This window comes from Flavobacterium sp. LK-23, from assembly GCF_058135255.1.
The window spans coordinates 135,045-160,172 of the sequence record NZ_JBYUVT010000005.1; the positions used below are offsets into that span (position 1 = coordinate 135,045).

The following is a 25,128-nucleotide window of genomic DNA, read 5'->3' on the forward strand; positions in this document are numbered from 1 at the left end:
AAACAAATGTACTTTTTATGGCAGTTTGCACTGGTCTTATAGTTGCAAATCTTTATTACTGCCAGCCTTTGATTGTTTTAATTGCCAACGAATTTAAAATTCCTGAAGCCAGCGCCGGAACGATAACCTATTTAACTCAAGCAGGTTATGCGATCGGACTGTTTTTTATGGTTCCGCTTGGCGATAAAATAGAACGAAAAAGGCAAATTTTAATGACCACTTTTGCTACTGTAATTGCTTTATTAATTGCAGCTACAGCCAAAAGTTTTCTTGTTTTGCAAATTGCTTCATTGCTAATTGGAATCACGTCGATTGTGCCACAGCTTATTCTTCCTCTTGCCGCTTCTTTAAGCGCGCCCGAAGAACGAGGGAAAGTGGTTGGAACTATTATGAGCGGACTTTTAGTTGGGATTTTGCTTTCGCGAACGTTGAGCGGATTTATCGGCCAAGTTTTAGGCTGGAGATCGATGTTTTATATCGCTGCCGGAATTTGTCTTTTGATCTTTTTTGTCATTCAAAGTAAATTTCCGCAGAATAAACCACAGTTTCAAGGAACTTACGGCCAATTGATCCAGTCTTTATTTACGCTAATCAAAACACAGCCCGTTTTGCGCGAAGCAACGGCAATTAATGTTTTCAGTTTTGCTCAGTTTGGAGCATTTTGGACTACAATGGTTTTATTGCTTTCTGGCGAACCTTTTAATTTTAATAGTGCTACAATTGGTCTGTTCGGAATTGTTGGAGCTTCTGGAGCTTTGGCTGCGCCTTTGGTTGGTAAATTGGGAGATAAGGGAAACTCTAGAATTGCAGTTGGTTACGGTTGTTTATTAGTTTTAATAAGCTTTATAGTTTTCTATTTTGCTATTGAAAGTGTAATCGGTATTGCAATCGGAATTGTGTTTATTGATATTGGAATTCAAGGCGTTCACATTTCAAACCAAACACGAGTGTATTCGTTATTGCCAGAAGCTAGAAACAGATTAAATACGGTGTTTATGTCGCTTACTTTTCTAGGTACCGCTGCAGGATCTGCTTATGGTTTAATGCTATGGAAATGGGGCGGATGGCACGCTGTCACCATTGGCTGTATGATTTTATCTACTTTGTCATTAATAGTCTATGGACTTACTTATAAATCAAAATCTAAAAAGGCAAAAGCACAAATTGATTAAAAAATTAATTTGTAAATTTGCGTTCAAATTAAAAATAACAACATGGAAAACGGAATATACGCTAAATTCAATACTAGCAAAGGTTCAATTTTAGTAAAATTGACACACGATTTGACACCGGGAACTGTAGGTAACTTTGTTGCTCTTGCAGAAGGAAATATGGAAAATAAAGTGAAGCCTCAAGGACAAAAATTCTATGACGGATTAACTTTTCATAGAGTAATTGCAGATTTCATGATTCAAGGTGGTTGTCCAAAAGGAACTGGAACTGGAGATCCAGGTTATAAATTTGATGATGAATTTCATCCAAGTTTAAAACACGATCGTCCAGGAGTTTTATCTATGGCAAATTCAGGACCTGGAAGTAATGGTTCTCAATTTTTCATTACGCACGTTGCAACTCCTTGGTTAGATAATAAACATACTGTTTTTGGAAACGTTGTTGAAGGACAAGATGTTGTTGATGCTGTTGCTCAAGGAGACAATTTAGAGTCAGTTGAGATTATCAGAGTTGGAGAAGAAGCTCAAAAATGGAATGCGATTGAAGCTTTCATTGGTTTAAAAGGTGCTCGTCTAAAAAGAGAAGCAGCTTTAAAAGCAGAATCTGAAGCAAAAATGGAACAATTAGCTGCTGGTTTTGATAGAACAGAAAGCGGTTTACGTTATAAAATGATTCAAAAAGGAGAAGGAAAAAGAGCTGAAGCAGGAAAAACAGTTTCTGTTCACTACGAAGGATCTCTAGAAAACGGAAAAGTATTTGATTCTTCTTACCCACGTAAAAAACCAATCGAATTCAAATTAGGAATTGGACAAGTTATTGAAGGATGGGACGAAGGTATTGCTTTATTGCAAGTTGGAGACAAAGCTCGTTTTGTTATTCCATCTGATTTAGGATACGGACCAGCTGGTGCTGGAGGAGTTATTCCACCAAACGCAACTTTGATTTTCGACGTTGAATTAATGGACGTAAAATAAGACTTTAAAAGCAATTTAGTATTGTTTTAAATAAATATCCCATAGGCTGTAGCTTATGGGATTTTTTTATATTTACTAAAAACATAAGGAATGAAAAAAACTATAATTCTAGTGGGAGCAGTCTTGATTCTTGCTGCTTGCGGTGCCAAACAATCCAAAGGAGAGACACCTCCGCCACCGCCACCTCCACCATCAAAAGACGTATCTGCTAAGGATCTTATATTTGGTGATCCAGCGTTAGCGGAAGGAAAACAATTGTATGATAATAATTGTGCGAAATGCCATAAATGGTATGAGCCAAAACAATTTAGTAAAGAAGAGTGGAAACCAATTTTGGTAAGAATGCAGAAAAAGGCTAAACTTGATGATATAAAGATGGCATCGATAACCAATTTTATAGATTCTCAATTGTAGCACTTGTTATATAAAAAACAAAAAAACCGATTCATTATTGAATCGGTTTTTTGTTTTCAAATAGATATAAAAAAAACACCGTCACAAAATGAGGTGTTTTTAAATTTAAGAATGATGTACTGCAGAGTTATCTACAGCTATTACTTTTAAAGTTTTGATGCCAGCTGGTAATTCCCAATCAACTTCATCATTTTCTTTAAAACCAATAATAGCAACACTTAAAGGCGCTAGAATTGATATTTTAGATTGTTTTACGTCTGCTGCTGAAGGTAAAACGATTTGAATTTTCATTTGTTTCTTGGCTTTTACATCTTCTATCGTTACGAATGAATTGATTCGGATTACCGAACTATCCAATTCGCTTTCTTTACTAATTACAGCGCGATCTAATTCTTGCGAAAGCTGATTGGCTTCTTTAGTATTTGTCGAGTTTTTACTTTTTAAAATCAATTCTCTTAAAAATTGATAATCTGATTTACAGAAAGTGGGTGTTGGTTTCATATCTATATTGAATTTATTGTTATAAAATTTTAAATAATGTTTTCTTCTTAGAATAATCTACAAGTAAAAATTTCTCTGACTTTAACAGAATCGAAATGTTTAATCTGAAAAACAAAAAAATATCTGATCAAAAATTGATTTTTGTCAAATAATAAAATGTTTAAGCTGATGTAAATCCTCCGTCAAAAAGAAGAAAAGTGAAGTAGACGGAGGCCTAAAAAATAAAGGCCTTATTATGTGAAATAATTACAGCAGGTAGCGGTTTTGCTAAGCAAAACGACTTTATAGAAGCTGTAAATGGTGTTTTATTTCCCATAAGGAGGATTAAATTGATTTGCAAAGATAGTTAATCTTTTTGAATTTAGTGAGGTTTTACTTCCATTTAATGCCACAGCCCAAACTAGGTTTCTGTGGTTCTTTCAAACTTCTGTTGTAAATTAATGCATCGATCGCCCCTCTAAGGTCACTTCCGCTAAGAGGAATTCCGTTGCCAGGTCTTGAATCGTCAAGTTGTCCGCGATAGAATAATTTGTCTTGATTATCAAATAAATAGAAGTCTGGGGTGCAAGCCGCTTGATAAGCTTTTGCTGTTTCCTGACTTTCATCGTACAAATAAGGAAAATCAATTTTGTTTTCCATGGCAAAGTCCGTCATTAATTCTGGACTGTCTTCAGGATACTGGACAACATCATTACTAGAAATGGCAATTACTCCAAGTCCTTGAACGCGATAATCATTTGCAATCATTACAATTTCGGTTATTACATGATGCACAAATGGGCAATGGTTACAAATGAACATTACCAAAGTACCTTTCGAACCTTTTAAATCTTCAAAAGAAAAAGTATTGTTCGAGTTGGTGTCTTTTAAGTAAAAATCAGGTGCAACTGTTCCTAATGGAAGCATTGTTGATTCAGTTCGTGCCATTTTATTCGAAATTTGATTTTCAAAAGTAGCTTTAAAAATCTGTAAATAAAAGAGCACAATAATAAAAAATACCCAAAGAAAGCAGTTAGCTGATCTAGCTTGCTTCTTTGGATACTTTTTTAAGTTTTTATGAATTCAAAAAAGCCACTAAATCTTCATTTAGCTTTTCTCTATCGGTATAAAAAAGTCCGTGAGGTGCGCCTTCATATTCGATATAAGTATTGTTTGCTATAGATTTTGCTGCTTTTCTGGATGTTAGGTCAATCGGCACAATTTTATCGTCGTCTCCGTGAATAATTAAAGTAGGAACTTTTATGAAGTCTACTTCATCTCTAAAATCAGTGAATGAAAAAGATTCAGCGCATTTTAAAGTAGCTCGTGGAGAAGCCGCTGAACATAAAGCTCTGTAATATTCTAATAAAGGCGTGCTTAAAGGTTTGTTGATAATATTGACACCGAAAAATGTTTTTCCGAAATTATCAATAAAAGCAATTCTATCTTCTTTTATTGCTGCTGCCGTATTTTCGCTTTTTTCTTTTGGATGTCCGTCTGGATTATCATGCGTTTTTAACAGAAACGGAATGATTGACGAAATCAAAGCTGCTTTTGTAACTCCTTTTCCGCCATGACGGCTGAAATAACGAACCACTTCGCCACCGCCCATAGAGAAACCAACAAGAGTTACGTTTTCTAATTCTAGTTGCTCAATAATTTCCTTTAGATCATCAGTCAAAGTATCGTAATCGTATCCATCCCACGGTTGAGAAGATTTTCCAAATCCGCGTCGGTCGTAGGCAATTACACGATAATTATTTTGTACTAAATGATCAATTTGATATTCCCACATTTCATTAGAAAGAGGCCAGCCATGAATTAGGATAACAGGTTTTCCTTGACCGTAATCCTTTACATAAAGTCTTACATTTTGAGCAGTTTCTATATATTTATCGGTATGAATCTGTTTTAAATTAGATTCAAAATCCTTAATTGACATGCATGCATTTGGTTCAGTATGTTCCATGTTATATCTTTTTGCGTGAGTATTTTCGTTTTTCTTCAAGTAAAATTAGCTCGTAAGTAAAAGAAATAGGTTATAGAATTAGGCGCATTAATTACAAAATTTATAGGTTTGTAAATAATACAATTTAAAAATGGATTTAACCTGGAATGAATTTGAGCGCACAGATATGCGTGTAGGAACTATTATTGAAGTCAATGATTTTCCTGAAGCAAGAAAACCTGCCTATCAATTAACGATCGATTTTGGCTCGGAAATCGGAATTAGGAAATCATCTGCACAAATTACCAAACGATACCAAAAGGAAGATTTAGTAAATCGTCAGATTGTGGCGGTTGTCAATTTCCCAAGAAAGCAAATCGGAAAATTTATGAGTGAATGTCTTGTTCTTGGTGCCGTAGGCGAGGAGGGAGACGTAATTTTATTGGCTCCCGATTTTAAAATTGAAAATGGTTTGCGTATCGGATAGTTTTCTAATCAATAAATTTTACCGCAAAGCAGGCAAAGTTTTTTTGCAAGTGATATTTTTAGAAAAAGTTAAAGTTCGCAAAGGTTTGCGAACTTTAACCGGAAAAAACTTTCCATAAAGCGTTGCGATCTTTGCGTAAATCTTTGTGATCTTTGCAGTTAAATTTTACGCTATGATGAAGCCTGCGTTTTACGATCAAACTGAAAACTGAGACTGAGACTTGAAACTAAGAAATTTTCTCAATCAAGTTCTGCAAAATAACCTGTCCTTCTTCCCAATATTTTAAATCAGAATCAGAATTAATGTGACCTTGCTGGCCAACATTTACAAAATCACTTCCCCATTTTTCTGCAAGATATTTTTTTCTTTCGAAAGAAGCATAAGGGTCATTTTCGCTTGCCACAACTACCGAAGGAAAAGGCAATTTATAAAGCGGAATCGGCGAAAAATTTCTTGTGCATTCAGGCGTGTGTTCTGGCGAATCGACATCTGCAGGAGCGACTAAAAAAGCACCGATAATATTCTGATTATTGTATTTTTCTGCCCAATGCAAAACCAATGATACGGCTAAACTATGCGCCACTAAAATAGTTGGTTTATTAAGTTTAGAGATATTCTCGTTTAATCGGTCAAGCCATTCTTCTAGAATAGGTTCATCCCAATTATCTTGTACAATACGAATTGAGTTTTGGAATTTTTCATGCCAAAAGGTTTGCCAGTGTTTCTCTCCAGAATCTCCAAGTCCTGGTATAATTAATAGTTGTGTCTCCATTGCCGTGGAATTTTATTTAGTGATTATTTTTTAGTTTCTTTCAAAATTCGGTTTACTTCATTTACCAAAAGAGGAAAAGCAGGTTCTGTCATGCCGTGGTTGTAACCGTCTAATTCGTAAAGTTTAGTTTGTGTATGTCCGACCAATTTCATCATTCTTGCCAAGTAGGCGTTTTCTTCATAGCGGCCAAGCATTTCTAATTCACGATCTCCAGTAATTAATAATAATGGTGGCGCATCTGCACGAACATGATATAAAGGAGCAAATTCATCAATTGTTGGTTGTTTTTCTGGAATTCCTTTTTCTCTTCTTATTTCGAAATGAGTAATACATTGACTGCTAAACGGAATAAGACCAGCGATTTGATTGGCATCAGTTTTTTCCTTTTCAAGCCATTTTTTATCTAACCCAATCATCAAACCGAGATAAGCTCCAGCAGAATGTCCAGAGACAAAAATCTTTGTTTTGTCGCCTCCATAATTAGCAATATTGTTAAAAGCCCATGCAACTGCTGCAGCTGCATCTTCAATGGCTTTTGCAGCTTTTGCTTTTGGAGAAAGCCTATAATTAACTCCAATAATAGCAAAGCCTTTATTTTTTAAAGCTTCAGGAATTTCTTTGTTTCCGCCAGTTAATCCGCCGCCGTGAAACCAAACGATTGTAGCAAATCCGGTTTTATTTTTTGGATAGTAAATATCTAGCACACATCTTTCGTTGATATATTTGTCTGATTTATTTACCGATGCATTATAATATTGAATGTTGTTTTTCGTTTCATATTCTATATTCTGTGCAGAAAGAGAAATTCCGAAGAAGATGAAACTTAAAAGAAGAATTAATTTTTTCATTTTTATGGAAGTTGAATGTTATGAGTTATGAGGTGTAAGTTATGACGTTTAACTCTAACCTATAACTTTTAACTTTATACGAAAACTAAATATATAAAAAAAGTCCAAAATGCAGAACAAATTGGACTTCTACTTTATGTAGATGATTTTGATTAAATATCGTCAAAATCGATATCTGTAAAACTAGATCTTTGACTTTCAGTTTTTTCAGAACTGTATTCTTTTTTAAAGTCTTTTTGGTGTCTTTCAGAAATTACCTCTTCGCCTTTGTGGTTCAAAACATAAGAAGTCATTTCCTCTAATATTTCGGCAAAAGCACTAAAATCTTCTTTGTATAAGTAAATTTTGTGTTTTTTGAAGTGAAAAGAACCATCTTCCTCAGTAAATTTTTTGCTTTCGGTAATAGTAATGTAATAATCATCAGCTTTGGTAGCTCTCACATCAAAGAAATAAGTTCTTCTTCCTGCTCGTAATACTTTAGAAAAAATCTCTTCTTTTTCTAACATGTCATTTTCTCTCATAATACGTTCTATCATTTTTGGAATTAATAGTACTCAAAAATCATAAAAATTTATCTATTACGCAACAATTAAAGTAATTCTTTTTCCGAAAGTTGTTTTAAATATAACGCCGAATAATATCCTTCTTGATTTATTAATTGATTATGAGAGCCTTGTTGAATTATCCTACCATTTTCTAATATGATAATTTTGTCTGCATTCTTTGCAGATGAAACTCGATGACTTACAATTATAGTGGTTTTATCTTTAGAAATTTCAAATAAATTGTTCAAAATCATTTCTTCGGTTTCGGTATCGACAGCAGACAAACAATCGTCAAAAAGTAAGATTGCAGGGTTTTTAATAATCGCTCTAGCAATAGAAACACGCTGTTTTTGTCCGCCCGAAAGCGTGATTCCTCTTTCGCCTAAAACGGTGTCGTACTGTTTGTTAAAGGCGATAATGTTGTCATGAACGACAGCATTTTTAGCAGCTTCAATTACCTCCTCATCAGTTGCATTTTGATTTCCGAATTTGATATTGTTTTTAATCGTATCCGAAAATAAGAAAGCATCTTGAGGCACGATTCCGATGTTGTTGCGAAGATCATTTAAGTTTAAAGTGCTGATTTCGTTTTCATCAATTTTAACTTCACCTTCAGTTACATCATATAGTCTCGAAATCAAAGAAAGAATAGTCGATTTTCCAGAACCTGTTTTTCCGAGGATTGCCAATGTTTCTCCTTTTTTTACTGTAAAAGAAACATTTTTCAATGCTTCAATGTTAGTGTCATCATAAGTAAAAGAAACATTTTCGAAAGTAATATTTCCGTGAATTTCTGATTCGTTTTCGTTGTTGTTTTTGATTTCTGGTTCAATTTTCAAAAATTCATTCAAACGTTTTTGAGAGGCTTCTGCTTCCTGAACCATAGAAGAAACCCATCCTAAAGAGGCAACAGGCCAAGTCAGCATATTTACATATAAGATAAATTCTGCAATTGTCCCAATATTAGAAATGCTTCCATTAATATACATTACACCTCCAAAATAGATTACAACCAAATTGCTGATTCCGATAAGCGCAATCATTAAAGGTCCAAATAAAGATTGTACTCTTGCAAGACTTAAACTTTTACGTTTGCTTTCTTCAGCCAAATCAACCATATTGTTTTGATGCTGATTTTCTAACGAATAGGCTTTTATTACGCGAATTCCTGAAAAAATTTCCTGAGTAAAACTGGAAACTTTAGAAAGGTATTGTTGGAAAGTGGTACTTCTTTTATTGATTTCAGAGCTTAACTTGAAAATGCAATATGAAAGAATTGGCAAAGGCAATATAGTATATAAAGTAAGAAGTGGCGATACATTATACATATATATTATAACGATCGCAAAACGAATAAATGTATTAATAGTATACATTACTGCGGGCCCAACATACATACGAACTTTGGAAACGTCTTCGCTAATACGGTTCATTAAATCTCCCGTTCTATTTTGTTTGTAGAAATTCTGAGAAAGATTCTCGTACTGTCTGAAAACTTCATTTTTTAAATCAAATTCAATATGTCGTGACATTACGATCAAAGTCTGGCGCATTAGAAATGTCAGAAAACCTGCGACAATCGTAGTCCCGATGATAAGTAGCACATTATGAATGAGATCCTGACGAAAACTGGCGATTACAGCTTCGGAGTTTTGCTCGGCAACAGAAAGTTTATCAAAATTTTCAATAGCATTTAAAGACTTACTAATAAGTTTTGGTGTAAATAAAGAAAATATTTGTGCGATTATGGTTATTAAAATACCTGCAGAGAAACTGTATTTATATTTAATGAAATATTTATTTAAATAGCTTAATTCTTTCATTTTTTTAAGAAATCTAATATTGAATTGATTTGTTTTTAAGAATTATTATTAAAGAAAATTATAATAATTTGCGATTTAATCAAAACAATAATATTGTAATATTGTTATTTTAAAGATAAAAAATTAGCACATGTGTATTTTTTAATTATGTTTGAGAAGTCTTTTTGACGAATTCATAATTTTAACTAATTTATACTAGCGCTATGGATGCAACTTTCGCAACTGGAAAGGAACTTCAAAAAATGGATCCTGTTTTTGGACAGTTATCTTTTGACGATCACGAACAAATTGTATTTTGCAATGACAAAGATACAGGTTTAAAAGCAATTATTGGTATTCATAATTCGGTTATGGGACCAGCTTTGGGAGGAACCAGAATGTGGAATTACAACACAGAATGGGAAGCTTTAAATGACGTTTTACGCCTTTCGAGAGGTATGACGTTTAAATCGGCTATTACTGGACTGAATATTGGTGGTGGTAAAGCAGTTATTATTGGTGATGCTAAAACGCAAAAAACTCCTGAGTTAATGCGTAAGTTTGGAGAGTTTGTTCACTCATTGAGCGGAAGATATATTACAGCAGAAGATGTCGGAATGGAAACGAAAGACATGGATACTGTAAGAGATGTAACGCCTTACGTTACTGGTATTTCTGAAGAAAGAGGCGGTTCTGGAAATCCTTCTCCTATTACAGCTTATGGTGTTTATTTAGGTATGAAAGCTGCTGCTAAAAGTCAGTTTGGAAGTGATGTTTTAGAGGGTAAAAAAGTTTTGGTACAAGGAATCGGGCACGTTGGTGAAACTTTGGTTGAGTATTTAACTAAAGAAGGAGCGCAGGTAACTATTTCTGATATCAACGAAGAGAAATTATTCCAAGTTGCTTCAAAATACAATGCAACAATTTATACTGGTGAAGATTTATATACTGCAGATGTTGATATCTACGCGCCATGTGCGATGGGAGCAACAATCAACGATAATACGGTAGATAAAATTAAAGCAAAAGTGATTGCTGGTGCTGCCAACAACCAATTAGCTGATGAGAATGTTCACGGTGCGAGATTACAAGAAAGAGGAATTTTATATGCTCCAGATTTCTTAATCAATGCGGGTGGAATTATCAATGTTTATGCTGAATTGGCTAACTACGGTAAAGCTGAAATCATGACTAAAACAGAGAATATCTACAATACAACTTTAGAAATTATTGATTTCGCTGCTAAAAACGGAATCACAACGCATAAAGCGGCTCTTACTATTGCTCAAAATCGTATCGATCAAAGAAGAATCGAGAACGCTAAGAAGTAATTAAGTGTTCAGTGTTTACTTTTTTAAGTGTTCAGTCTTAAAGTCTCAGTTTACAGTTTAATCTGTAACTGAGATTTTTTTTGCGAATGTTTGGCACTGTTCACTAAAAACTGATCACTGACCACTAAATCCTGAAAACTGACCACTAAAAAGACCACTTTTTTACGAATTAATTTTAAAATACGTATCAAAAGTTATACTTTTGCAGACTAATTTTTAAATGTTCTTACAAGGTGGTAAATAGAAGACACATACGCGTTAAAGTAATGCAATCCATTTATGCAATGCACCAAAGCGGTTCTGATAACATGGAAAAAGAAGAGAAATTTCTTTTCTACAGTATTGATAATATTCAGGACTTATATCTTATAATGCTTTCTTCATTGATAGAAATTTGCAAAAAAGAAGCTGTCTATTTGCATCTGTCAAGCAAAAAACACCTGGCAACTGCCGCAGAACGTAATCCGAATGAAAAATTTGTAAAGAATAAAATTTTTCAACTTCTTGCTGAAAGCAATTCTCTTAGTATCGCTTTAGAAAATCGTAAAATCAATAACTGGTCATTAAACGATGATTATATTATTTTGCTTTTAAATGATGTTAAAGCAAGCGATATCTACCAAAAATATATGAGCAATAAAGTAAATACGTTTGAAGAAGACAGACAGTTTATTATTGATTTGTTTGAAAATGTTATTGTTCCGAATGAAAAATTATACGAGTACTTAGAAGACGATAAATTGACTTGGGTTGATGATATTCCTGTTGTAAATACTCATATTGTGAAACAATTGAAGGCAATTAAAACAGAAGATCCAGACGATTTTAGAGTGCCAAAATTGTATAAAGATGTTGAAGATAAGGATTTTGCAAAAGATTTATTTAGAAGAACAATTTTAAACGAAACGGCATTTGCAAAAGAATATGAAGATAAAACGCCAAATTGGGACAGTGATCGTATTGCTGAAATCGATACTATTATCTTGAAAATGGCAATTTGCGAGTTTATTAAATTCCCTTCAATTCCAGTAAAAGTAACTCTTAACGAATATTTAGAAATTGCGAAAGAGTATTCTACACCAAAAAGTAGTATTTTTATCAACGGAATTTTAGATAATCTTGTTAAAGAGCTAACTGCCAATAAAAAGATGATAAAAGCGGGAAGAGGCTTGATGTAAAATCTGAATAATCAATTTTGAAATTCCAACTGCTTTGTCTCTCTGAGCGAAGTCGAAGAGCTAAAAAAAATATTAAATATAAATCAAAAACAAATTTAAATTATGGGACAATTAACTCAATTTGCGCCATTCCTTTTGATGTTCGTGGTAATCTATTTCTTCATGATCAGACCACAACAAAAAAGAGCTAAAAACGAAAAAGAATTTGAAAGCAGCCTAAAAGTAGGTGACAAAATAGTAACAAAAAGTGGTTTCCACGGTAAAATCGCTGAATTAGCAGAAACTACTGTTGTAATCGAAACTATGTCGGGAAAATTAAAATTAGAGCGTTCTGCAATTTCTCTTGAATTGAGCGCTGCTTTGAATAAAAAAGCTTAATTTTTTTAAAAAATTACAATATTTAAAATCCCAAATTCCAAATATGGAGTTTGGGATTTTTTTGAACCCATTTTTGTCATTTCGACCGAAGGGAGAAATCTTCGCAAGTAGCTCCGCAAAGATTTTAATTGATTGTATGCAAACATAGCCCGTGGTTTTAACCACGGGAAACGTATTGTGATAATGATTGCGTCCCGTGGTTAAAACCACGGGCTATGTTTGCAAGATGATGTGTTTTCTATTATGAAAAAACCTTTGTCAAAGTTTTAAACTTTGACAAAGGTTTAGTCTCGTATAGTTTGGAATTTGGAATTTTCTAAATTGAAATTTATTTATCGATATTTATCATTCAATCCAACATTCGCCAAAATCATCGGAACCACTTTTTCAATTCTCGAAAGCTTTGTTTTTTCCTGTTTTGCCGTTTCAATATATTCTAAAAACTCATATTGTTTGTATAGAGAAAATTTTGCAAATGCCTCCTTTAAAGCTGGATTTTGAGTCATTTCGTTTTCTAAAAGTTCAGAGATTATAGCTTCTTTTTTAGAAGGTTTTATTACTTTTCCTTGCTTTTCGTTTTCAATTGCTTCTTGAATGTATTCTAAGACTTCTTTTTCGTTTACTTCATCTTTAGAAGTAAAACGCCATTGGCGCATTGATTTTGTTTTGTCTTCCTGAGCGTTGATTAATCTCTTTTTCTCATCTTTCAGAAATACGCCATTTAAAAACCAAATTGCAAAATAATTTTTAAAACCTCCAATTCCGATAACATTTTTTTTGTTGTAAACATAAATAGGTCCTCCCCATTTTATGGTTTCAACTAGCTCAGTTTTATCAATAATCGATTTTAGAAAAAGAAGTTCTTCTTCCCATTGATTGACTTTATCCCAAACGTGTTTTTTATCAGAATTCGGTTCCACTTTATCTTTTTCTTTTAGATTTTTCTGTTGTGTCAAAAATTCCTGGAATAGCTGTTAGCTCGGCAATTTTCACAATTACATCAGTAGCTTTCTGAATGCTTTCTGCAGGCACATATTCGTATTTTCCGTGAAAGTTATGTCCACCAGCAAAGATGTTTGGACAAGGTAATCCCATAAAAGACAATTGAGAACCGTCAGTTCCGCCACGAATAGGTTTGATGATCGGCTTGATGTTTAATTCTCTCATTGCCTTTTCAGCAATATCTACAATATGTTTTACAGGAAGCACCTTTTCTTTCATATTATAATATTGATCTTTTACTTCGGCAATTACAATATCTTCGCCAAATTTCTTCGCGAATTTTTTATTGAATTGTTTCGCCAATTTATGAATCAATTCTTTTCTTTTTTCGAATTTCTTTCTGTTGTGATCACGAATAATCAATTCTAAAACTGTCTCTTCAATGTTTCCTTTGATGTGATGAACGTGGAAAAAACCTTCATAACCTCTAGTTTCCTGCGGCGTTTCACCTTTTGGAAGTTCGTTAATGAAATCATTTGCTAAAAGCATAGAATTGATCATTTTTCCTTTAGCGTAACCTGGGTGAACGCTTTTTCCTTTAAAAGTGATTTTAGCTCCAGCAGCGTTGAAATTCTCATATTCTAATTCTCCAATCTGACTTCCGTCCATTGTGTAAGCCCATTGTGCTCCGAATTTTTCTACATCAAAATGATGTGCGCCACGGCCAATTTCTTCATCGGGAGTAAAACCGATTCTGATTTTTCCGTGTTTAATTTCTGGATGCTGAATAAGATATTCCATTGCCGAAACAATTTCTGTAATTCCGGCTTTATCATCAGCTCCTAATAAAGTTGTTCCGTCAGTTGTAATGATCGTTTGTCCTTTATATAATAATAAATCTTTAAAGTAGTCTGGAGATAAAATAATGTTTTTTTCCGCATTCAATACGATATCTTTTCCGTCGTAATTTTCAACAATCTGAGGTTTTACATTTGCTCCGCTAAAATCTGGAGAAGTGTCAAAATGAGAAACAAAACCAATTGTTGGTACTTCATGATCGACATTACTTGGAAGCGTTGCCATGATATACGCTTTGTCATCAATTGTTACGTCTTCAAGGCCGATTGCTTTTAGTTCGTCAACTAATTTATTAGCAAGATTCCATTGTTTTTGCGTACTTGGTGTTGTTTGTGAATTTGGATCTGATTCCGTATCAATCGTTACATAACTGATAAAGCGATCTATGATATGTTGCATTTTTTTGAATTTTTAGCAAATATAGAAAAATTTTTCTGCTAAGAAATTTAGCTTTCAATATCTGAATTATTAAAAAAGGGATTCTAAATTGAATCCCTTTTTGGTATTTTGAGTTTGTTATTTGCTTTTTACGCATCTAAAACCAACGTGGTTTGCAGCAGATCTGATTTCGCCTTTTCCTCTTGTTCCAACCATGTATCGCGTGCAATATTGATCTGTACATAAGAACGAACCGCCACGGTGAACACGTTTTATTTCAGTAGGGTCGTTTGGATCATAATAAGCGTCTGGACCTTGCGGATTTTTTGTTACTTTCCCGCTTTCGGCTAATGATTTGTAATAATCTACACTATACCAATCGTGTACCCATTCCCAAACATTTCCAGCAATATCATACAAACCATATGCATTTGGAGCATATTGTTTTGTTGGAGCAATTCCTTTGAAACCATCTTCTCCTGTATCGCCATCTTTTATTGGAAAATGTCCTTGATAAATATTAGCTTGAAATTTTCCTTTAGGTTTTAAATCATTTCCCCACGCATATAAATTTCCAGTTTTACCGCCTCTTGCCGCAAATTCCCATTCAGCCTCTGTTGGAAGTCTTTTTCCGGCCCATTTTGCGTAAGCTTGAGCATCTTCATAAACCACATGAACAACAGGATATTTTTCTTTTCCTATAATGTTGCTTTGCGGGCCTTCAGGGTGTCTCCAATCTGCACCTGGTTCATAACGCCACCATTGCAAGAAATTATTCAAATTAACTGCAGATGGTGTAGGAGTGAAGACCACAGAACCTGTCACTAAATCTTCTTCGCTTGCTGATGGAAATTCTTCTTTTGTTGGTTTTTGTTCAGCAACAGTTACATATCCTGTGGCTTTTACAAATTTTTCGAATTCTTCATTGGTTACTTCAGTTTCATCCATATAATACCCATCAAGATAAACTCTGTGAATCGGGGCTGCATCTTTCGTTACGCCTTTAATGCTGCACAGACTTTCGTCTTCAACATTAGTTCCCATAGAAAATTCGCCACCAGGAATCCAAACCATACCTTTTGGTGCTTTTTCTGCAGGTTTAAATTTATTTTCGACAGTTGGTTTAAATTCAGATTCAACATTACTTGGAATTTCATGACATTCTGCTGCTGCTGTTTCAGCTTTTGTTGTAAATCTGGTATAACTGTAAGCGATTGAAATAATGGACAATGTGAGTAACGCAAAAATCCAAAAGGTTTTGTTTTTCATGGTTTATTTATTTTTGAGCTTATAATGGTTATCAATAGTGGGCATAAAATTAGGCAAAATTACTTTTATAGTATAGTAATTTTATAGAATTAATAAAATTAACTATCTTTTTCAACTTGAACCACTTCATATTTGTCTTTACCATCAACTTGTACGGGTTGATAGTAGGTTTCTCCAAATTTTACATATTTTACATCGCCTATAGTCACTTCTTCTCCGCCTTCTGGCAGTTTCTCTACTATTGTCCCGGCAGTAGGGGCAACGACAGTATATTTTTCTCCATCTTTTTCATAATACGTTCCGCCATAATAGTAATTATTTACCGTTCCAGTATTAACCGTTTCTGCTCCGCTTGGAATGTTGTTTACAGTACCGCCGACTGGTGCAGGTACAGCAGTGTAACCGCCATTTGTTGAGGTATACCAAACTCCTTGGTCGTAATGGTATTTATTGTTTTCAACACTGACAATAATAGCAGTAGTTGCCAGAGTTGCAACAAAAAAACCCCACGGATGCCAAACAGGTCCCCAATAAAAAGGCACATAGGGACGCGGATAATAAGGATGATAACAGTTGTATCTATAACCGCCATACACATAAGGCGGGCGTGTATATGGTCTATATCCTGGACGAACTACTGTATTTCGATTATTGCGAACATGAACGCTATTGTTAACATTAATATTGACGTTATTTCTGTTTCTATTGACTGTATTGCCACTTATGTTGGTGTTTCTGTTACCGACATTGTTTCTGTTTACAGTGTTATTTCTGTTTATAGTGTTGTTTCTATTAGAATTGTTTGACGGTCTGGTTATTTGAGTTCCTGAGTTATTTGCCCCAGGTCTAGTCGTTGCTGGTCTAGTTGTTGCCGCTGGCCTTGTTGTGCTAGGTCTTGTGACATTTGGCCTAGACTGCGTAGCAGGTCTTGCCGGACGACTTTGTATTGCACTGCCGCCTCTATTGAATCCACCACCGCCACCACGGTGACGCTGTGCTAAACTGTCAACAGAAATAAGCAAAAAAGCTCCGGTCAAACACATTAAAAGTGCCAGTTTTTTTACTGTTTTCGATATACTTTTCATATTCAGTAATTTATGTGATTTAAAGTTATGAAAAAAAAATGTCCGTTTTGAATTAATGGATTAAAAGTTTGATTTATAATGAGATATCCCATTGTATTCTAAATCGCCATCCTTGCTGTAGGGAAAGCGTTTTGTCTTGAAAAGTAAAATAACTCACCTCTGAGGTCAGCTTGTTTTTGTGTCCTTTAAAAAACCAGTTAAAAGCCAATGTAGATTCGTCTTGTCTATTTTCTCTTATCGAATTATCGGGTCTGTAAGCGGCATGACGACCAGCCATTTCTAAGTGTTTTGGCCACCATTCGAAAACATTATGAAAAAAATACCCTGCCTGAACGTAATAGCCTTTCATTATGGTTGTGTCATCATTATTTATTTTATCAATAATTTCTTTGGTATGTAATTCGCTTTGCCAAGAAAAACCACGATACATAAAAGCAGTTTCAAAATTCCATTGATTGACTCTGTATTGACCCGGTAAACCATTTTCAAATCCGTCTAGAGAACCTCCTCCCGCTTGAGAGAAACGGGTATAAGGGCTTCGGTTGGTTATGGCTGAAAAGGCTATAATCGGAGTGAGTTTTTCGTGAAATTCTAAATCACAGCCTTCAAAATCTAGAAATCTTCCTAAAAAATTCCATTGTGCTCTACCAAAATACATTAAATGATTATCGTCATTAGAGGTGCTTCCGCGTCCTGTTCCTGTCAAAGCTGCGGCCCAATAATTAAAATCGGCAATTCCAGCTCCTTTTAAGTGTCCGTAGACTTCAACTCCCAATTGCCTGTCTACCGTAAAGGGACGATTAATCAAAGATCGCTCAACCATTTGCTGCTCGCCACTGCTTATGAAACGTTCGCGCGTAAATTCAGTTTTCCATTGTCCAACTTTAAAGCTCAGCCAATCCCATTTTTCAATCATAATCCTGAAATCAAGTAAGTTGGACTGACTCAATTCATATTCCCAATAATATTTCAGCCAAGGTTCAAAAGCATGACCGCCAATTTTTAGCCTCGCACGATTTATTTTAAAAGTCGTTTTAGCATCTTGGCTGTAATCGTCATAAGTTAAAGGATCTGTATCGTAAGGAGTGGAGAAACGAAATTGAAATCGGCTTTGTAGTTGAAAAAGGAACTTTTTGTCTCGAGTTTCCAATTCAATTCCTTTACTGCCATACCGAACATTCATCAGCTTTGTGGTATCTTTTTCTTGTTGCGAAAGTCCTTTAAAACCAATTATTAAAAGGAAAACTAAGAATCTATTTTTAGAGATAAGATTGAATTTATTTGCGCTATACATAAGATCAATGGGTTTGTATGATTATTTTCCTCCAAAGTTTTTTGCAATTCCTAAACCAATTCCCCAGCTGTCATAAGCATTCCATTTAAAGTCATAACTCACAGTGCCAAAAATTTCCCATCCCTTAGGAAGTTCATATCCATATTCAACTCCGGCACGGGTCAGGAAAAAATCTTCTTCTTTGGCAAATTCACCTCCAAAGCCTAAGAGAAAACTCCAATGCTCATTAGGTTTATAAATTCCTATTAAAGCAGGAGCTATAGGGTAGCTTCTTTCTATGGTTTCTTTATCTTTTTGGCTTCCGTAAACTTTTTCTACTTTAAATTTCTCAATAATAAAATCAGTGTGAAGTCCAATAGCCCATTTTTCATGGAATTGAAAAGTATAATCAACTCCCCAAGCCGGAAGACTTAAAACTTCGCGGTTTCCTTCTTCATCACGACCTTCAAAAACATGAACATGATTAATTGAAATTCCAATTTGATGATGGGTACTAAATGTTTCTTTTTCCTCGTTTTCTTGAGCTGTAATTTGGCTTGAATAAATACATGTTAAACAAAAAAGGAGTGAAATTAAAGATGATTTTTTGAAATAACGTTTTAAGTACAACATTTTATTAACTTTTTAATTTTCAAAATGAATGATAGTTATTTTGAAGAAAAAAAGAGGTATTTGCTGCACAGTTACCTGCTAATGTCAAATACCTCTTAGAATTAAATGTTTTAATTAATCTCTTTTCATAGCTCTTTTTGCTTCGCTGTTTAAGTCGCTATATTCGATTTTTCCAACATTTACACCAACACCATAAATTTCACCGCCTTTAAAAGTTCCAGGCGTTTTGTATTCTTGGCTAACGGCATCACCGCTGTCAAAACCAACACAAAGCCCGTCTCCAGAAAGTGTAAATTTACCAGATTGTGTTCTCATAGGTCCAGATGCTACCTCTTTACCGTCTATGTACAATTTCATTGTTCCAATAGATTCACCATTTGGACCTGCTTTTTCACGATTAAATTCCATTCCAAAAACGTGTTTTCCTGGAGTTATAGCAACATTCGAAGTAAATCTTTGCTCTGGTGCAATCCCTAAGAAGTTGTATACATAATTTAATTTTTTGTCTTTTAGAAATAAAGTATGTCCTCCAAAACGTGATCCATGTGCAAAAATTACACCCGAAGCATTTGCATCTTTCACATCAACATCGGCAACAATTTTATAAGAGCGTCCACGTACATTAACTGCTACACCTTCTGGTACTGCTGAAGTTCCAGGGTAGTATTTGTAAAGATCGCGAGGGGCTTCAGAAGAAGGTCTTTCGGTTCCTAGAATTTCAATTGCAGAGCGGTCGTCAAGTGGCAATACCAAGTTTTTGGCAGCTTCATCGTTCCAGTCTTTAATCAATTCTTTTAATTTGTCTGGATATTTTGCAGCTAAATTTTTAGATTCAGATCTATCTACATCGGTGTTGTATAATTCCCATACATCTTTGTCAAAATTTCCTTTTCCAGACAATGGAGAATGTAATGCTACAGCTTTCCATCCGTCTTTCCATAAGGCGCGGCTTCCTAACATGGCAAAATACTGAATGTGTTTTTGAGTTTTAGTATTTGGAGCAGCGTCAAAAGTATAGCGCATTGAAACTCCAGATAATGGATATTGTGGAACGCCTCGGTATTCTTTAGGCATTTCTAATCCGCATACATCTAATATTGTCGGAACAATATCTGTAGAATGATGGAATTGATCACGAACAACACCTTTTGCTTTTATTCCTTTAGGCCATGACATTACCAACGGATCACAAGTTCCTCCTGCATATTGGCTATATCTTTTAAACATTTTAAATGGTGTAGAAAATGCAGCAGCCCAGCCTGTTGGGTAGTGTTCGTAAGTGTCAGGGCTTCCTAATTTATCAATATATTTTAGGTTTTCTTTTAATTCGTCAGGATAGCCGTTAAAGAATTTGTTTTCGTTAACAGAACCTGATTCAGAACCTTCGCCTGAAGCACCATTATCAGCAGCATAAATTACAAGTGTATTTTCAAGCTGTCCTGTTTTTTCTAGATAATCAATAATTCTTCCAACCTGCGTATCTGTATATTCTGAGAAACCTGCATATACTTCGGCCAATCTTGAAAATAATTTCTTTTCTTCTGGTTTCAATTTATTCCAATCTAGTACATTATCTGCAGGATTGGCAACTCCTGGAGGCATTGGGTTAAATTTATCAAAGTTTGTTCCTGCAGGAATTACGCCTTTTGCGATCATTCTAGGAAGAACCCATTTGCGGTAAGCGTCATATCCGTCGTCAAATTTACCTTTATATTTTGCAATATATTCTTCAGGAGCGTGATGCGGTGCGTGGTTTGCTCCTGGACAATACCACATATACCAAGGTTTTGATGGGTTTGTTGCTTGCTGATCTTTGATGAATTCTAAAGCGTGATCTGCTAAGTCTTTAGATAAATGATAGCCTTCTTCTGGAGTTGCAGGCGGTTCAATAAAGTGATTGTCTTCAACTAAGTCAGGATACCATTGATTCGTTTCTCCTCCAAGGAAACCATAAAAGCGATCAAATCCCATTTGAAGTGGCCAAGTAGCTCTAGGTCCACCTGAAGCAATGTCTTGTTCTGGAACATTATGGTTTTTTCCTACCCAAAAAGTGCTCCATCCGTTATCCTGAAGAATCTGTCCGATAGTTGCTGCCTGTTTTGGGATTCTTCCGCTTGCTCCTGGAAATCCGTCTGCTGTTTCTGTAATAGCGGCCATTCCGTTAAGATGATGGTTGCGGCCTGTTAATAGCGTAGAACGTGTTGGAGAGCATAAAGCTGTTGTATGCCATTGCGAATAAGTAATTCCGTTATCGGCTAATTTCTGCATCGTTGGCATATTGATTCCTCCTCCGTATGGAGACCATGCTGCCATACCAGTATCATCATATAAAATAAATAAAATATTTGGAGCGCCTGCGGGAGCTTTTTTAGGTAAATAAGGACTCCAGTCGCTTTTAGAGTCTCTAATATCTAAGGCCATTTTTCCTTTAAAAGTTTCTTTGGTTACTTGTTGAGGGTCGGCTTGAGCAAGTATTTTCGAAGTTATACCCAATGAGAGGCAAAATAAGAGAGTGAAAACACTTTTCAGAAGTAATGGTTTACTGACTTTCATGATTTTAGTTATTAATTAATGATCGTTTGAACAAATACATAAAAATTGGATATAGATAGTAATCTGAAAAAAATGTGTTTAATTTTTTCCTGATTTAGACATTTTACGGGTGTGCAGGTTTTAAGATTAAGAACGAATATCTCAAAATTAGATATTCTTGACCCAAAAGGAGTTTTTGAAAGCAGCAAACTTGTTTCATTTTATAATTTGCAACATAAAAAATGCTGTTTTTTTGGGAGTGATAGCGGTTATGAACTTTTAAGGAAGGATTTGTTTGTATAATAATTAAACAAAAAGAAAAGCATTTGTTTTTATAAAAACATACCTTTTTAAACTATAATATCTAAATTTGCAGCCAAAATAACAACAACACAACTCTTATGTATAAATTGATCATTCGTCCGATACTTTTTTGTTTTGATCCTGAAAAAGTGCATTATTTTACTTTCTCATTTGTAAAATTCATTTCAAAAATCCCAGGTGTTTCGGCGATTATAAGATCAATTTATGAGGTAAAAGATGCTCGATTAGAAAGAGAAGTTTTCGGAATTAAATTCAAAAATCCGGTTGGACTTGCGGCAGGTTTTGATAAAGACGCAAAACTATACAAAGAACTTGGTGATTTTGGTTTTGGTTTTATCGAAATCGGAACTGTAACTCCAGTTGGACAAGAAGGAAATCCGAAGAAACGTTTGTTCCGTTTAAAAGAAGACCAAGCGATTATTAACCGAATGGGATTTAATAACGGCGGTGTTCTAGAAGCGGTAGAACGCTTGAAAAAGAATACTGGTGTTTTAATTGGTGGAAATATTGGAAAAAATAAAGTAACCGATAATGAAGATGCCGTTAAGGATTATATCATTTGTTTTGATGCGCTTTTTAATCATGTAGATTATTTTGTGGTGAATGTAAGTTCTCCAAACACACCAAACCTAAGAGCTTTACAAGACAAAGAGCCTTTGACAGCTTTATTGCAGACTTTACAAAATAGAAATGTAGAAAAGCAAAAAACAAGTACTCAAAAAGTAAAGCCAATTCTTTTAAAAATAGCTCCAGACTTAACAGATGAGCAATTATTAGATATTATTGATATTGTAAAAACAACGCAAATTGCTGGTGTTATTGCAACAAACACAACCATTTCTAGAGAAGGTTTACAATCTGGAAACCAAACAGAAACGGGAGGCTTATCTGGAAAACCATTAACGAAACGTTCAACAGAAGTGATTCGTTTTCTATCTGAAAAAAGCAATAAAGCATTCCCAATTATTGGAGTAGGGGGAATTCATTCTGCAGATGATGCAATCGAAAAACTAAATGCAGGCGCAAGTTTAGTGCAGTTGTACACTGGCTTTATTTACGAAGGTCCAGCTTTGATAAAAGCAATCAACAAAAAGGTTTTAGGGCAGTTGTAAAAGAAGCGCTTGAACCAAAAGACCAGCTATTATTGCAATACCAAAACTGATTAAAGTTCCGATCATTACGTATTCTGTAAGTTTTCGGTCTTTGGCTTCTTTTAAATCTCCGAACCTAAAAATAGATTTAGCAGCAAGCAGAAAACCGATCGCTTCAAAATGTCCGGTTAAGATAAATCCGAAAACAAATAAGCGTTCTAAAATACCAATATAATTTCCAGCAGCTATCAGAGAATTATCCTGATGGCTGTTTCTGCTTTCTGGAGCCCATATTGAAATTATAGTTTTTATAAAAATAGAGGAGGGTTTGGTTAGCAATAAAATTCCTGTAAGCAGAATCCAGAATTCATTATTCTGCCAAAAATGGATTATCGTTTTGTTTTCATACAAAAGAGCAACACCAATTAAAATGAGAATATGCGCCATTTGATCAACCACAAACCAAGTTCGTTTGGTTTTCTTTTTCTGAAAATTTAATTTGATTAAATCTACAATTCCGTGCGTCACAGCAATTAAAACAGCATAAGGTATAAAACTGATTTCGCCCACTAAAACTGCTGCTAAAACTCCGTGCAGTAAAATATGAATATACAAATAAACACTTTTATGTTTTTTTATTTCTTTGTCGGCTACCCAAGAATTGGGCTGCCAGATAAAATCTCCTAATAAATGAGCAAGAAACAGTTTTATAAATAAAATCATGAGGCTGAAATTTGTTTTATTTGTTTTCTAAAATAACGGTCTAAATTCATTAACAAATCAAACTGCGCACGTTTTTGTCTACGGCTTACAGCTGCTTGGTTGATGCCTAATTTTTGTCCTAATTCTTCTTGTGATAAAGTTGGGTTTTCAATAGCAGCGGCAACAAATTCTGCCGATTGTACCAGCCAGCTGTCCATAAAAGTCAAAGCCAGCTGCAGCATTAAATTCAAATTTCCATCAAAATCTAAATCACCTGTTCGCAGGGCTAGATTTACTTTCTGCTTTTTTAAGGTTTCAAAAAGTTCTCCGGAATTAATAAACGCAGAACCGTTGCTTTCAGATATTCTTTCGGCATTGTGTGTTTTATCTCCAAAACCAATACTCATTCGGGCATCAGATTTTATGGCTCTTAAATGTGCTTTTACCAAAATAGCGGTTAACAAAGCGTCTTCGGGATTGCTGACTTCAATTTGAAATTCGTCGCCTCGATATACTTCCCACTGATTTGGAGTTTTGCCAAATGGAGACAAGATCTTCTTTAAATCCTCAACCCAATGTTGAGATTCCTGTTGTCTTGAACCAATTATGTCCCCTGTAATTACACTAGTCATAACTCAAATATAAGTAAAAAATTATAAATTTTCTATTACAAATATACGTAATAAGATTTATTATTACGTTTTTTGGTAATAATTTAAAATATTACTTTTTTTGGTAATATTTAATAGTATGGTGCTATTTTGTAATAATAGACTTCAAATAAAAATCTCTTTTATATCATCAAAAAAGAAACTAACTTAGCCTTTACAAAAGAATACGCTTTGAGTAAAGAAATCAAAATTATCGAATGCCCTAGAGATGCCATGCAAGGCATTAAGGCTTTTATTCCGACAAAAAATAAAGTTACTTACATACAAGCTTTGTTACGAGTTGGCTTTGATACAATCGATTTTGGGAGTTTTGTTTCTCCAAAAGCTATTCCACAAATGCAAGATACTGCTGAGGTTCTAGAGCAGTTAGATTTGTCTCAAACAACAAGTAAATTGCTTTCTATTATTGCCAATACACAAGGCGCTATAACAGCTGCAAATTATGAGCAGATTCAATATTTGGGCTTTCCTTTTTCTATTTCTGAGAACTTTCAGATGCGTAATACGCATAAAACTATTGCAGAATCTTTAGTTACCTTAGAAGAAATTCTGGAAGTTGCCGATAAGAAAAATAAAGAAGTCGTGACCTATCTTTCCATGGGCTTCGGAAATCCATATGGAGATCCGTGGAATGTTGAAATTGTTGCAGAATGGACCGAAAAACTGGCAGCAATGGGTGTGAAAATTTTATCACTTTCTGATACTGTTGGAACTTCTACGCCAGAAGTAATTACGTATTTGTTTTCAGATTTAATTCCGAAATATCCTGAAATTGAGTTTGGAGCGCATCTTCATACCACGCCAGAAAGCTGGTTCGAAAAAATAGACGCTGCGGCAAAAGCAGGCTGTATTCGTTTTGACGGAGCTATTCAAGGTTTCGGGGGCTGCCCAATGGCAACCGATAAACTAACAGGAAATATGCCAACAGAAAAACTGGTTTCCTATTTTACTGCCAATAAAAAAATAACCGGACTTAATTCTCTTAGTTTTGAAAGTGCATATAATGAAGCTTCAAAATTGTTTGGAAAGTTTCATTAAAA

Annotated in this window: 25 protein-coding genes; 9 read left to right on the top strand and 16 right to left on the bottom strand. The window is 34.6% G+C overall.

The annotated features are described in order from the left end of the window. Positions 1–17: 17 nt before the first annotated feature. The 3 genes from AC3Y25_RS09925 (at position 18) to AC3Y25_RS09935 (ending at position 2,561) form a co-directional block, all read left to right on the top strand. Positions 18–1,172 (top strand): MFS transporter, encoded by a 1,155-nt coding sequence (locus AC3Y25_RS09925; protein WP_489902633.1) that lies wholly within the window; start codon positions 18–20, stop codon positions 1,170–1,172. A gap of 42 nt (positions 1,173–1,214) precedes the next feature. Further along, a complete protein-coding gene (locus AC3Y25_RS09930) occupies positions 1,215–2,147 on the top strand; it encodes a peptidylprolyl isomerase (RefSeq protein WP_250835211.1) in 933 nt (310 codons plus the stop codon). Positions 2,148–2,237: 90 nt separating this feature from the next. Beyond that, a complete protein-coding gene (locus AC3Y25_RS09935) occupies positions 2,238–2,561 on the top strand; it encodes a c-type cytochrome (protein ID WP_379797516.1) in 324 nt (107 codons plus the stop codon). Positions 2,562–2,666: 105 nt separating this feature from the next. Here AC3Y25_RS09935 and AC3Y25_RS09940 read toward each other — a convergent pair whose 3' ends face one another. The 3 genes from AC3Y25_RS09940 to AC3Y25_RS09950 all read right to left on the bottom strand — a co-directional run bounded on the left by AC3Y25_RS09940 (position 2,667) and on the right by AC3Y25_RS09950 (position 5,010). Further along, the gene (locus AC3Y25_RS09940) at positions 2,667–3,062 is read right to left on the bottom strand and encodes a GreA/GreB family elongation factor (RefSeq protein WP_095931379.1); all 396 of its coding nucleotides are present in this window, start codon (positions 3,060–3,062) and stop codon (positions 2,667–2,669) included. A 372-nt stretch (positions 3,063–3,434) separates the two neighbouring features. Continuing rightward, the gene (locus tag AC3Y25_RS09945; protein ID WP_489902634.1) at positions 3,435–3,989 is read right to left on the bottom strand and encodes a thioredoxin family protein; all 555 of its coding nucleotides are present in this window, start codon (positions 3,987–3,989) and stop codon (positions 3,435–3,437) included. Positions 3,990–4,116: 127 nt separating this feature from the next. Then, positions 4,117–5,010 (bottom strand): alpha/beta fold hydrolase, encoded by an 894-nt coding sequence (locus AC3Y25_RS09950; RefSeq protein ID WP_489902635.1) that lies wholly within the window; start codon positions 5,008–5,010, stop codon positions 4,117–4,119. A 130-nt stretch (positions 5,011–5,140) separates the two neighbouring features. Between AC3Y25_RS09950 and AC3Y25_RS09955 the strand changes: the two genes are divergently transcribed. Next, entirely contained in the window at positions 5,141–5,476 is a 336-nt protein-coding gene (locus tag AC3Y25_RS09955; protein WP_202000200.1) for a tRNA-binding protein, read from the top strand. Between the two features lie 226 nt (positions 5,477–5,702). On the opposite strand, the gene AC3Y25_RS09960 is transcribed toward AC3Y25_RS09955, so the two are convergent. From AC3Y25_RS09960 to AC3Y25_RS09975, 4 genes are all read right to left on the bottom strand, one after another. Then, complete coding sequence (locus tag AC3Y25_RS09960) at positions 5,703–6,248, bottom strand: RBBP9/YdeN family alpha/beta hydrolase (protein WP_489902636.1); 546 nt, start codon at positions 6,246–6,248, stop codon at positions 5,703–5,705. Between the two features lie 23 nt (positions 6,249–6,271). Next, positions 6,272–7,096: an alpha/beta hydrolase gene (locus AC3Y25_RS09965; protein WP_489902637.1), complete on the bottom strand. Its 825-nt coding sequence runs from the start codon at positions 7,094–7,096 to the stop codon at positions 6,272–6,274. 152 nt (positions 7,097–7,248) lie between these two features. Continuing rightward, positions 7,249–7,617, bottom strand: a complete 369-nt coding sequence (locus AC3Y25_RS09970; RefSeq protein WP_095931384.1) for a PUR family DNA/RNA-binding protein — start codon at positions 7,615–7,617, stop codon at positions 7,249–7,251. Positions 7,618–7,685: 68 nt separating this feature from the next. Then, positions 7,686–9,464, bottom strand: a complete 1,779-nt coding sequence (locus AC3Y25_RS09975; RefSeq protein WP_489902638.1) for an ABC transporter ATP-binding protein — start codon at positions 9,462–9,464, stop codon at positions 7,686–7,688. Positions 9,465–9,667: 203 nt separating this feature from the next. Between AC3Y25_RS09975 and AC3Y25_RS09980 the strand changes: the two genes are divergently transcribed. From AC3Y25_RS09980 to yajC, 3 genes are all read left to right on the top strand, one after another. Next, a complete protein-coding gene (locus tag AC3Y25_RS09980; RefSeq protein ID WP_379797529.1) occupies positions 9,668–10,774 on the top strand; it encodes a Glu/Leu/Phe/Val family dehydrogenase in 1,107 nt (368 codons plus the stop codon). A 266-nt stretch (positions 10,775–11,040) separates the two neighbouring features. Beyond that, a complete protein-coding gene (nusB, locus tag AC3Y25_RS09985) occupies positions 11,041–11,952 on the top strand; it encodes a transcription antitermination factor NusB (protein WP_489902639.1) in 912 nt (303 codons plus the stop codon). Between the two features lie 102 nt (positions 11,953–12,054). Further along, positions 12,055–12,330, top strand: coding sequence for a preprotein translocase subunit YajC (gene yajC / locus AC3Y25_RS09990; RefSeq protein ID WP_053471036.1), 276 nt, complete (start codon positions 12,055–12,057; stop codon positions 12,328–12,330). A 332-nt stretch (positions 12,331–12,662) separates the two neighbouring features. Here the strand turns inward: yajC and AC3Y25_RS09995 are convergent, their stop codons facing one another. From AC3Y25_RS09995 to AC3Y25_RS10025, 7 genes are all read right to left on the bottom strand, one after another. Beyond that, complete coding sequence (locus AC3Y25_RS09995) at positions 12,663–13,250, bottom strand: YdeI/OmpD-associated family protein (RefSeq protein ID WP_489902640.1); 588 nt, start codon at positions 13,248–13,250, stop codon at positions 12,663–12,665. Position 13,251: 1 nt separating this feature from the next. Then, positions 13,252–14,529, bottom strand: coding sequence for a peptidase T (gene pepT / locus AC3Y25_RS10000; protein ID WP_489902641.1), 1,278 nt, complete (start codon positions 14,527–14,529; stop codon positions 13,252–13,254). 117 nt (positions 14,530–14,646) lie between these two features. Beyond that, the gene (locus tag AC3Y25_RS10005; protein WP_489902642.1) at positions 14,647–15,777 is read right to left on the bottom strand and encodes a formylglycine-generating enzyme family protein; all 1,131 of its coding nucleotides are present in this window, start codon (positions 15,775–15,777) and stop codon (positions 14,647–14,649) included. Between the two features lie 98 nt (positions 15,778–15,875). Continuing rightward, positions 15,876–16,862, bottom strand: a complete 987-nt coding sequence (locus AC3Y25_RS10010; RefSeq protein ID WP_489902643.1) for a DUF6515 family protein — start codon at positions 16,860–16,862, stop codon at positions 15,876–15,878. Positions 16,863–16,935: 73 nt separating this feature from the next. Then, positions 16,936–18,156, bottom strand: a complete 1,221-nt coding sequence (locus AC3Y25_RS10015) for an OprO/OprP family phosphate-selective porin (RefSeq protein WP_489902644.1) — start codon at positions 18,154–18,156, stop codon at positions 16,936–16,938. A 21-nt stretch (positions 18,157–18,177) separates the two neighbouring features. After that, the gene (locus tag AC3Y25_RS10020; protein ID WP_489902645.1) at positions 18,178–18,768 is read right to left on the bottom strand and encodes a hypothetical protein; all 591 of its coding nucleotides are present in this window, start codon (positions 18,766–18,768) and stop codon (positions 18,178–18,180) included. Positions 18,769–18,882: 114 nt separating this feature from the next. Continuing rightward, positions 18,883–21,321 carry an arylsulfatase gene (locus AC3Y25_RS10025; protein ID WP_489902646.1) on the bottom strand — a complete coding sequence of 813 codons (2,439 nt, stop codon included), beginning with the start codon at positions 21,319–21,321 and terminating at the stop codon, positions 18,883–18,885. Between the two features lie 380 nt (positions 21,322–21,701). On the opposite strand from AC3Y25_RS10025, the gene AC3Y25_RS10030 reads away from it, so the two are divergent. Further along, complete coding sequence (locus AC3Y25_RS10030; protein WP_320493944.1) at positions 21,702–22,736, top strand: quinone-dependent dihydroorotate dehydrogenase; 1,035 nt, start codon at positions 21,702–21,704, stop codon at positions 22,734–22,736. Here the strand turns inward: AC3Y25_RS10030 and AC3Y25_RS10035 are convergent. Together AC3Y25_RS10035 and AC3Y25_RS10040 are read right to left on the bottom strand one after the other, a co-directional pair. Beyond that, the gene (locus tag AC3Y25_RS10035) at positions 22,722–23,438 is read right to left on the bottom strand and encodes a DUF3307 domain-containing protein (RefSeq protein ID WP_489902647.1); all 717 of its coding nucleotides are present in this window, start codon (positions 23,436–23,438) and stop codon (positions 22,722–22,724) included. The two genes, AC3Y25_RS10030 and AC3Y25_RS10035, sit on opposite strands and share 15 nt — an antisense overlap. Then, a complete protein-coding gene (locus AC3Y25_RS10040) occupies positions 23,435–24,049 on the bottom strand; it encodes a hypothetical protein (RefSeq protein WP_489902648.1) in 615 nt (204 codons plus the stop codon). The genes AC3Y25_RS10035 and AC3Y25_RS10040 overlap by 4 nt, the downstream gene beginning before the upstream one ends. A 210-nt stretch (positions 24,050–24,259) precedes the next feature. Between AC3Y25_RS10040 and AC3Y25_RS10045 the strand changes: the two genes are divergently transcribed. Beyond that, positions 24,260–25,126 (top strand): hydroxymethylglutaryl-CoA lyase, encoded by an 867-nt coding sequence (locus AC3Y25_RS10045; protein ID WP_095931395.1) that lies wholly within the window; start codon positions 24,260–24,262, stop codon positions 25,124–25,126. The last annotated feature ends 2 nt before the right edge of the window (positions 25,127–25,128 follow it).

What these genes read in the sequence shown, in the direction of transcription:
- AC3Y25_RS09980 (WP_379797529.1), top strand. Translation starts at nt 9,668, where the DNA reads ATGGATGCAACTTTCGCAACTGGAAAGGAACTTCAAAAAATGGATCCT.
- AC3Y25_RS10035 (WP_489902647.1), bottom strand. Translation starts at nt 23,438, where the DNA reads ATGATTTTATTTATAAAACTGTTTCTTGCTCATTTATTAGGAGATTTT.
- AC3Y25_RS09935 (WP_379797516.1), top strand. Translation starts at nt 2,238, where the DNA reads ATGAAAAAAACTATAATTCTAGTGGGAGCAGTCTTGATTCTTGCTGCT.
- AC3Y25_RS10015 (WP_489902644.1), bottom strand. Translation starts at nt 18,156, where the DNA reads ATGTATAGCGCAAATAAATTCAATCTTATCTCTAAAAATAGATTCTTA.
- AC3Y25_RS10005 (WP_489902642.1), bottom strand. Translation starts at nt 15,777, where the DNA reads ATGAAAAACAAAACCTTTTGGATTTTTGCGTTACTCACATTGTCCATT.
- AC3Y25_RS09925 (WP_489902633.1), top strand. Translation starts at nt 18, where the DNA reads ATGGCAGTTTGCACTGGTCTTATAGTTGCAAATCTTTATTACTGCCAG.
- AC3Y25_RS10040 (WP_489902648.1), bottom strand. Translation starts at nt 24,049, where the DNA reads ATGACTAGTGTAATTACAGGGGACATAATTGGTTCAAGACAACAGGAA.
- yajC (WP_053471036.1), top strand. Translation starts at nt 12,055, where the DNA reads ATGGGACAATTAACTCAATTTGCGCCATTCCTTTTGATGTTCGTGGTA.
- AC3Y25_RS09965 (WP_489902637.1), bottom strand. Translation starts at nt 7,096, where the DNA reads ATGAAAAAATTAATTCTTCTTTTAAGTTTCATCTTCTTCGGAATTTCT.
- AC3Y25_RS09945 (WP_489902634.1), bottom strand. Translation starts at nt 3,989, where the DNA reads ATGGCACGAACTGAATCAACAATGCTTCCATTAGGAACAGTTGCACCT.
- AC3Y25_RS09930 (WP_250835211.1), top strand. Translation starts at nt 1,215, where the DNA reads ATGGAAAACGGAATATACGCTAAATTCAATACTAGCAAAGGTTCAATT.
- AC3Y25_RS09975 (WP_489902638.1), bottom strand. Translation starts at nt 9,464, where the DNA reads ATGAAAGAATTAAGCTATTTAAATAAATATTTCATTAAATATAAATAC.
- pepT (WP_489902641.1), bottom strand. Translation starts at nt 14,529, where the DNA reads ATGCAACATATCATAGATCGCTTTATCAGTTATGTAACGATTGATACG.
- AC3Y25_RS10030 (WP_320493944.1), top strand. Translation starts at nt 21,702, where the DNA reads ATGTATAAATTGATCATTCGTCCGATACTTTTTTGTTTTGATCCTGAA.
- AC3Y25_RS09940 (WP_095931379.1), bottom strand. Translation starts at nt 3,062, where the DNA reads ATGAAACCAACACCCACTTTCTGTAAATCAGATTATCAATTTTTAAGA.
- AC3Y25_RS09955 (WP_202000200.1), top strand. Translation starts at nt 5,141, where the DNA reads ATGGATTTAACCTGGAATGAATTTGAGCGCACAGATATGCGTGTAGGA.
- AC3Y25_RS10020 (WP_489902645.1), bottom strand. Translation starts at nt 18,768, where the DNA reads ATGTTGTACTTAAAACGTTATTTCAAAAAATCATCTTTAATTTCACTC.
- AC3Y25_RS10010 (WP_489902643.1), bottom strand. Translation starts at nt 16,862, where the DNA reads ATGAAAAGTATATCGAAAACAGTAAAAAAACTGGCACTTTTAATGTGT.
- AC3Y25_RS09950 (WP_489902635.1), bottom strand. Translation starts at nt 5,010, where the DNA reads ATGGAACATACTGAACCAAATGCATGCATGTCAATTAAGGATTTTGAA.
- AC3Y25_RS10025 (WP_489902646.1), bottom strand. Translation starts at nt 21,321, where the DNA reads ATGAAAGTCAGTAAACCATTACTTCTGAAAAGTGTTTTCACTCTCTTA.
- AC3Y25_RS09960 (WP_489902636.1), bottom strand. Translation starts at nt 6,248, where the DNA reads ATGGAGACACAACTATTAATTATACCAGGACTTGGAGATTCTGGAGAG.
- AC3Y25_RS09970 (WP_095931384.1), bottom strand. Translation starts at nt 7,617, where the DNA reads ATGAGAGAAAATGACATGTTAGAAAAAGAAGAGATTTTTTCTAAAGTA.
- nusB (WP_489902639.1), top strand. Translation starts at nt 11,041, where the DNA reads ATGCAATCCATTTATGCAATGCACCAAAGCGGTTCTGATAACATGGAA.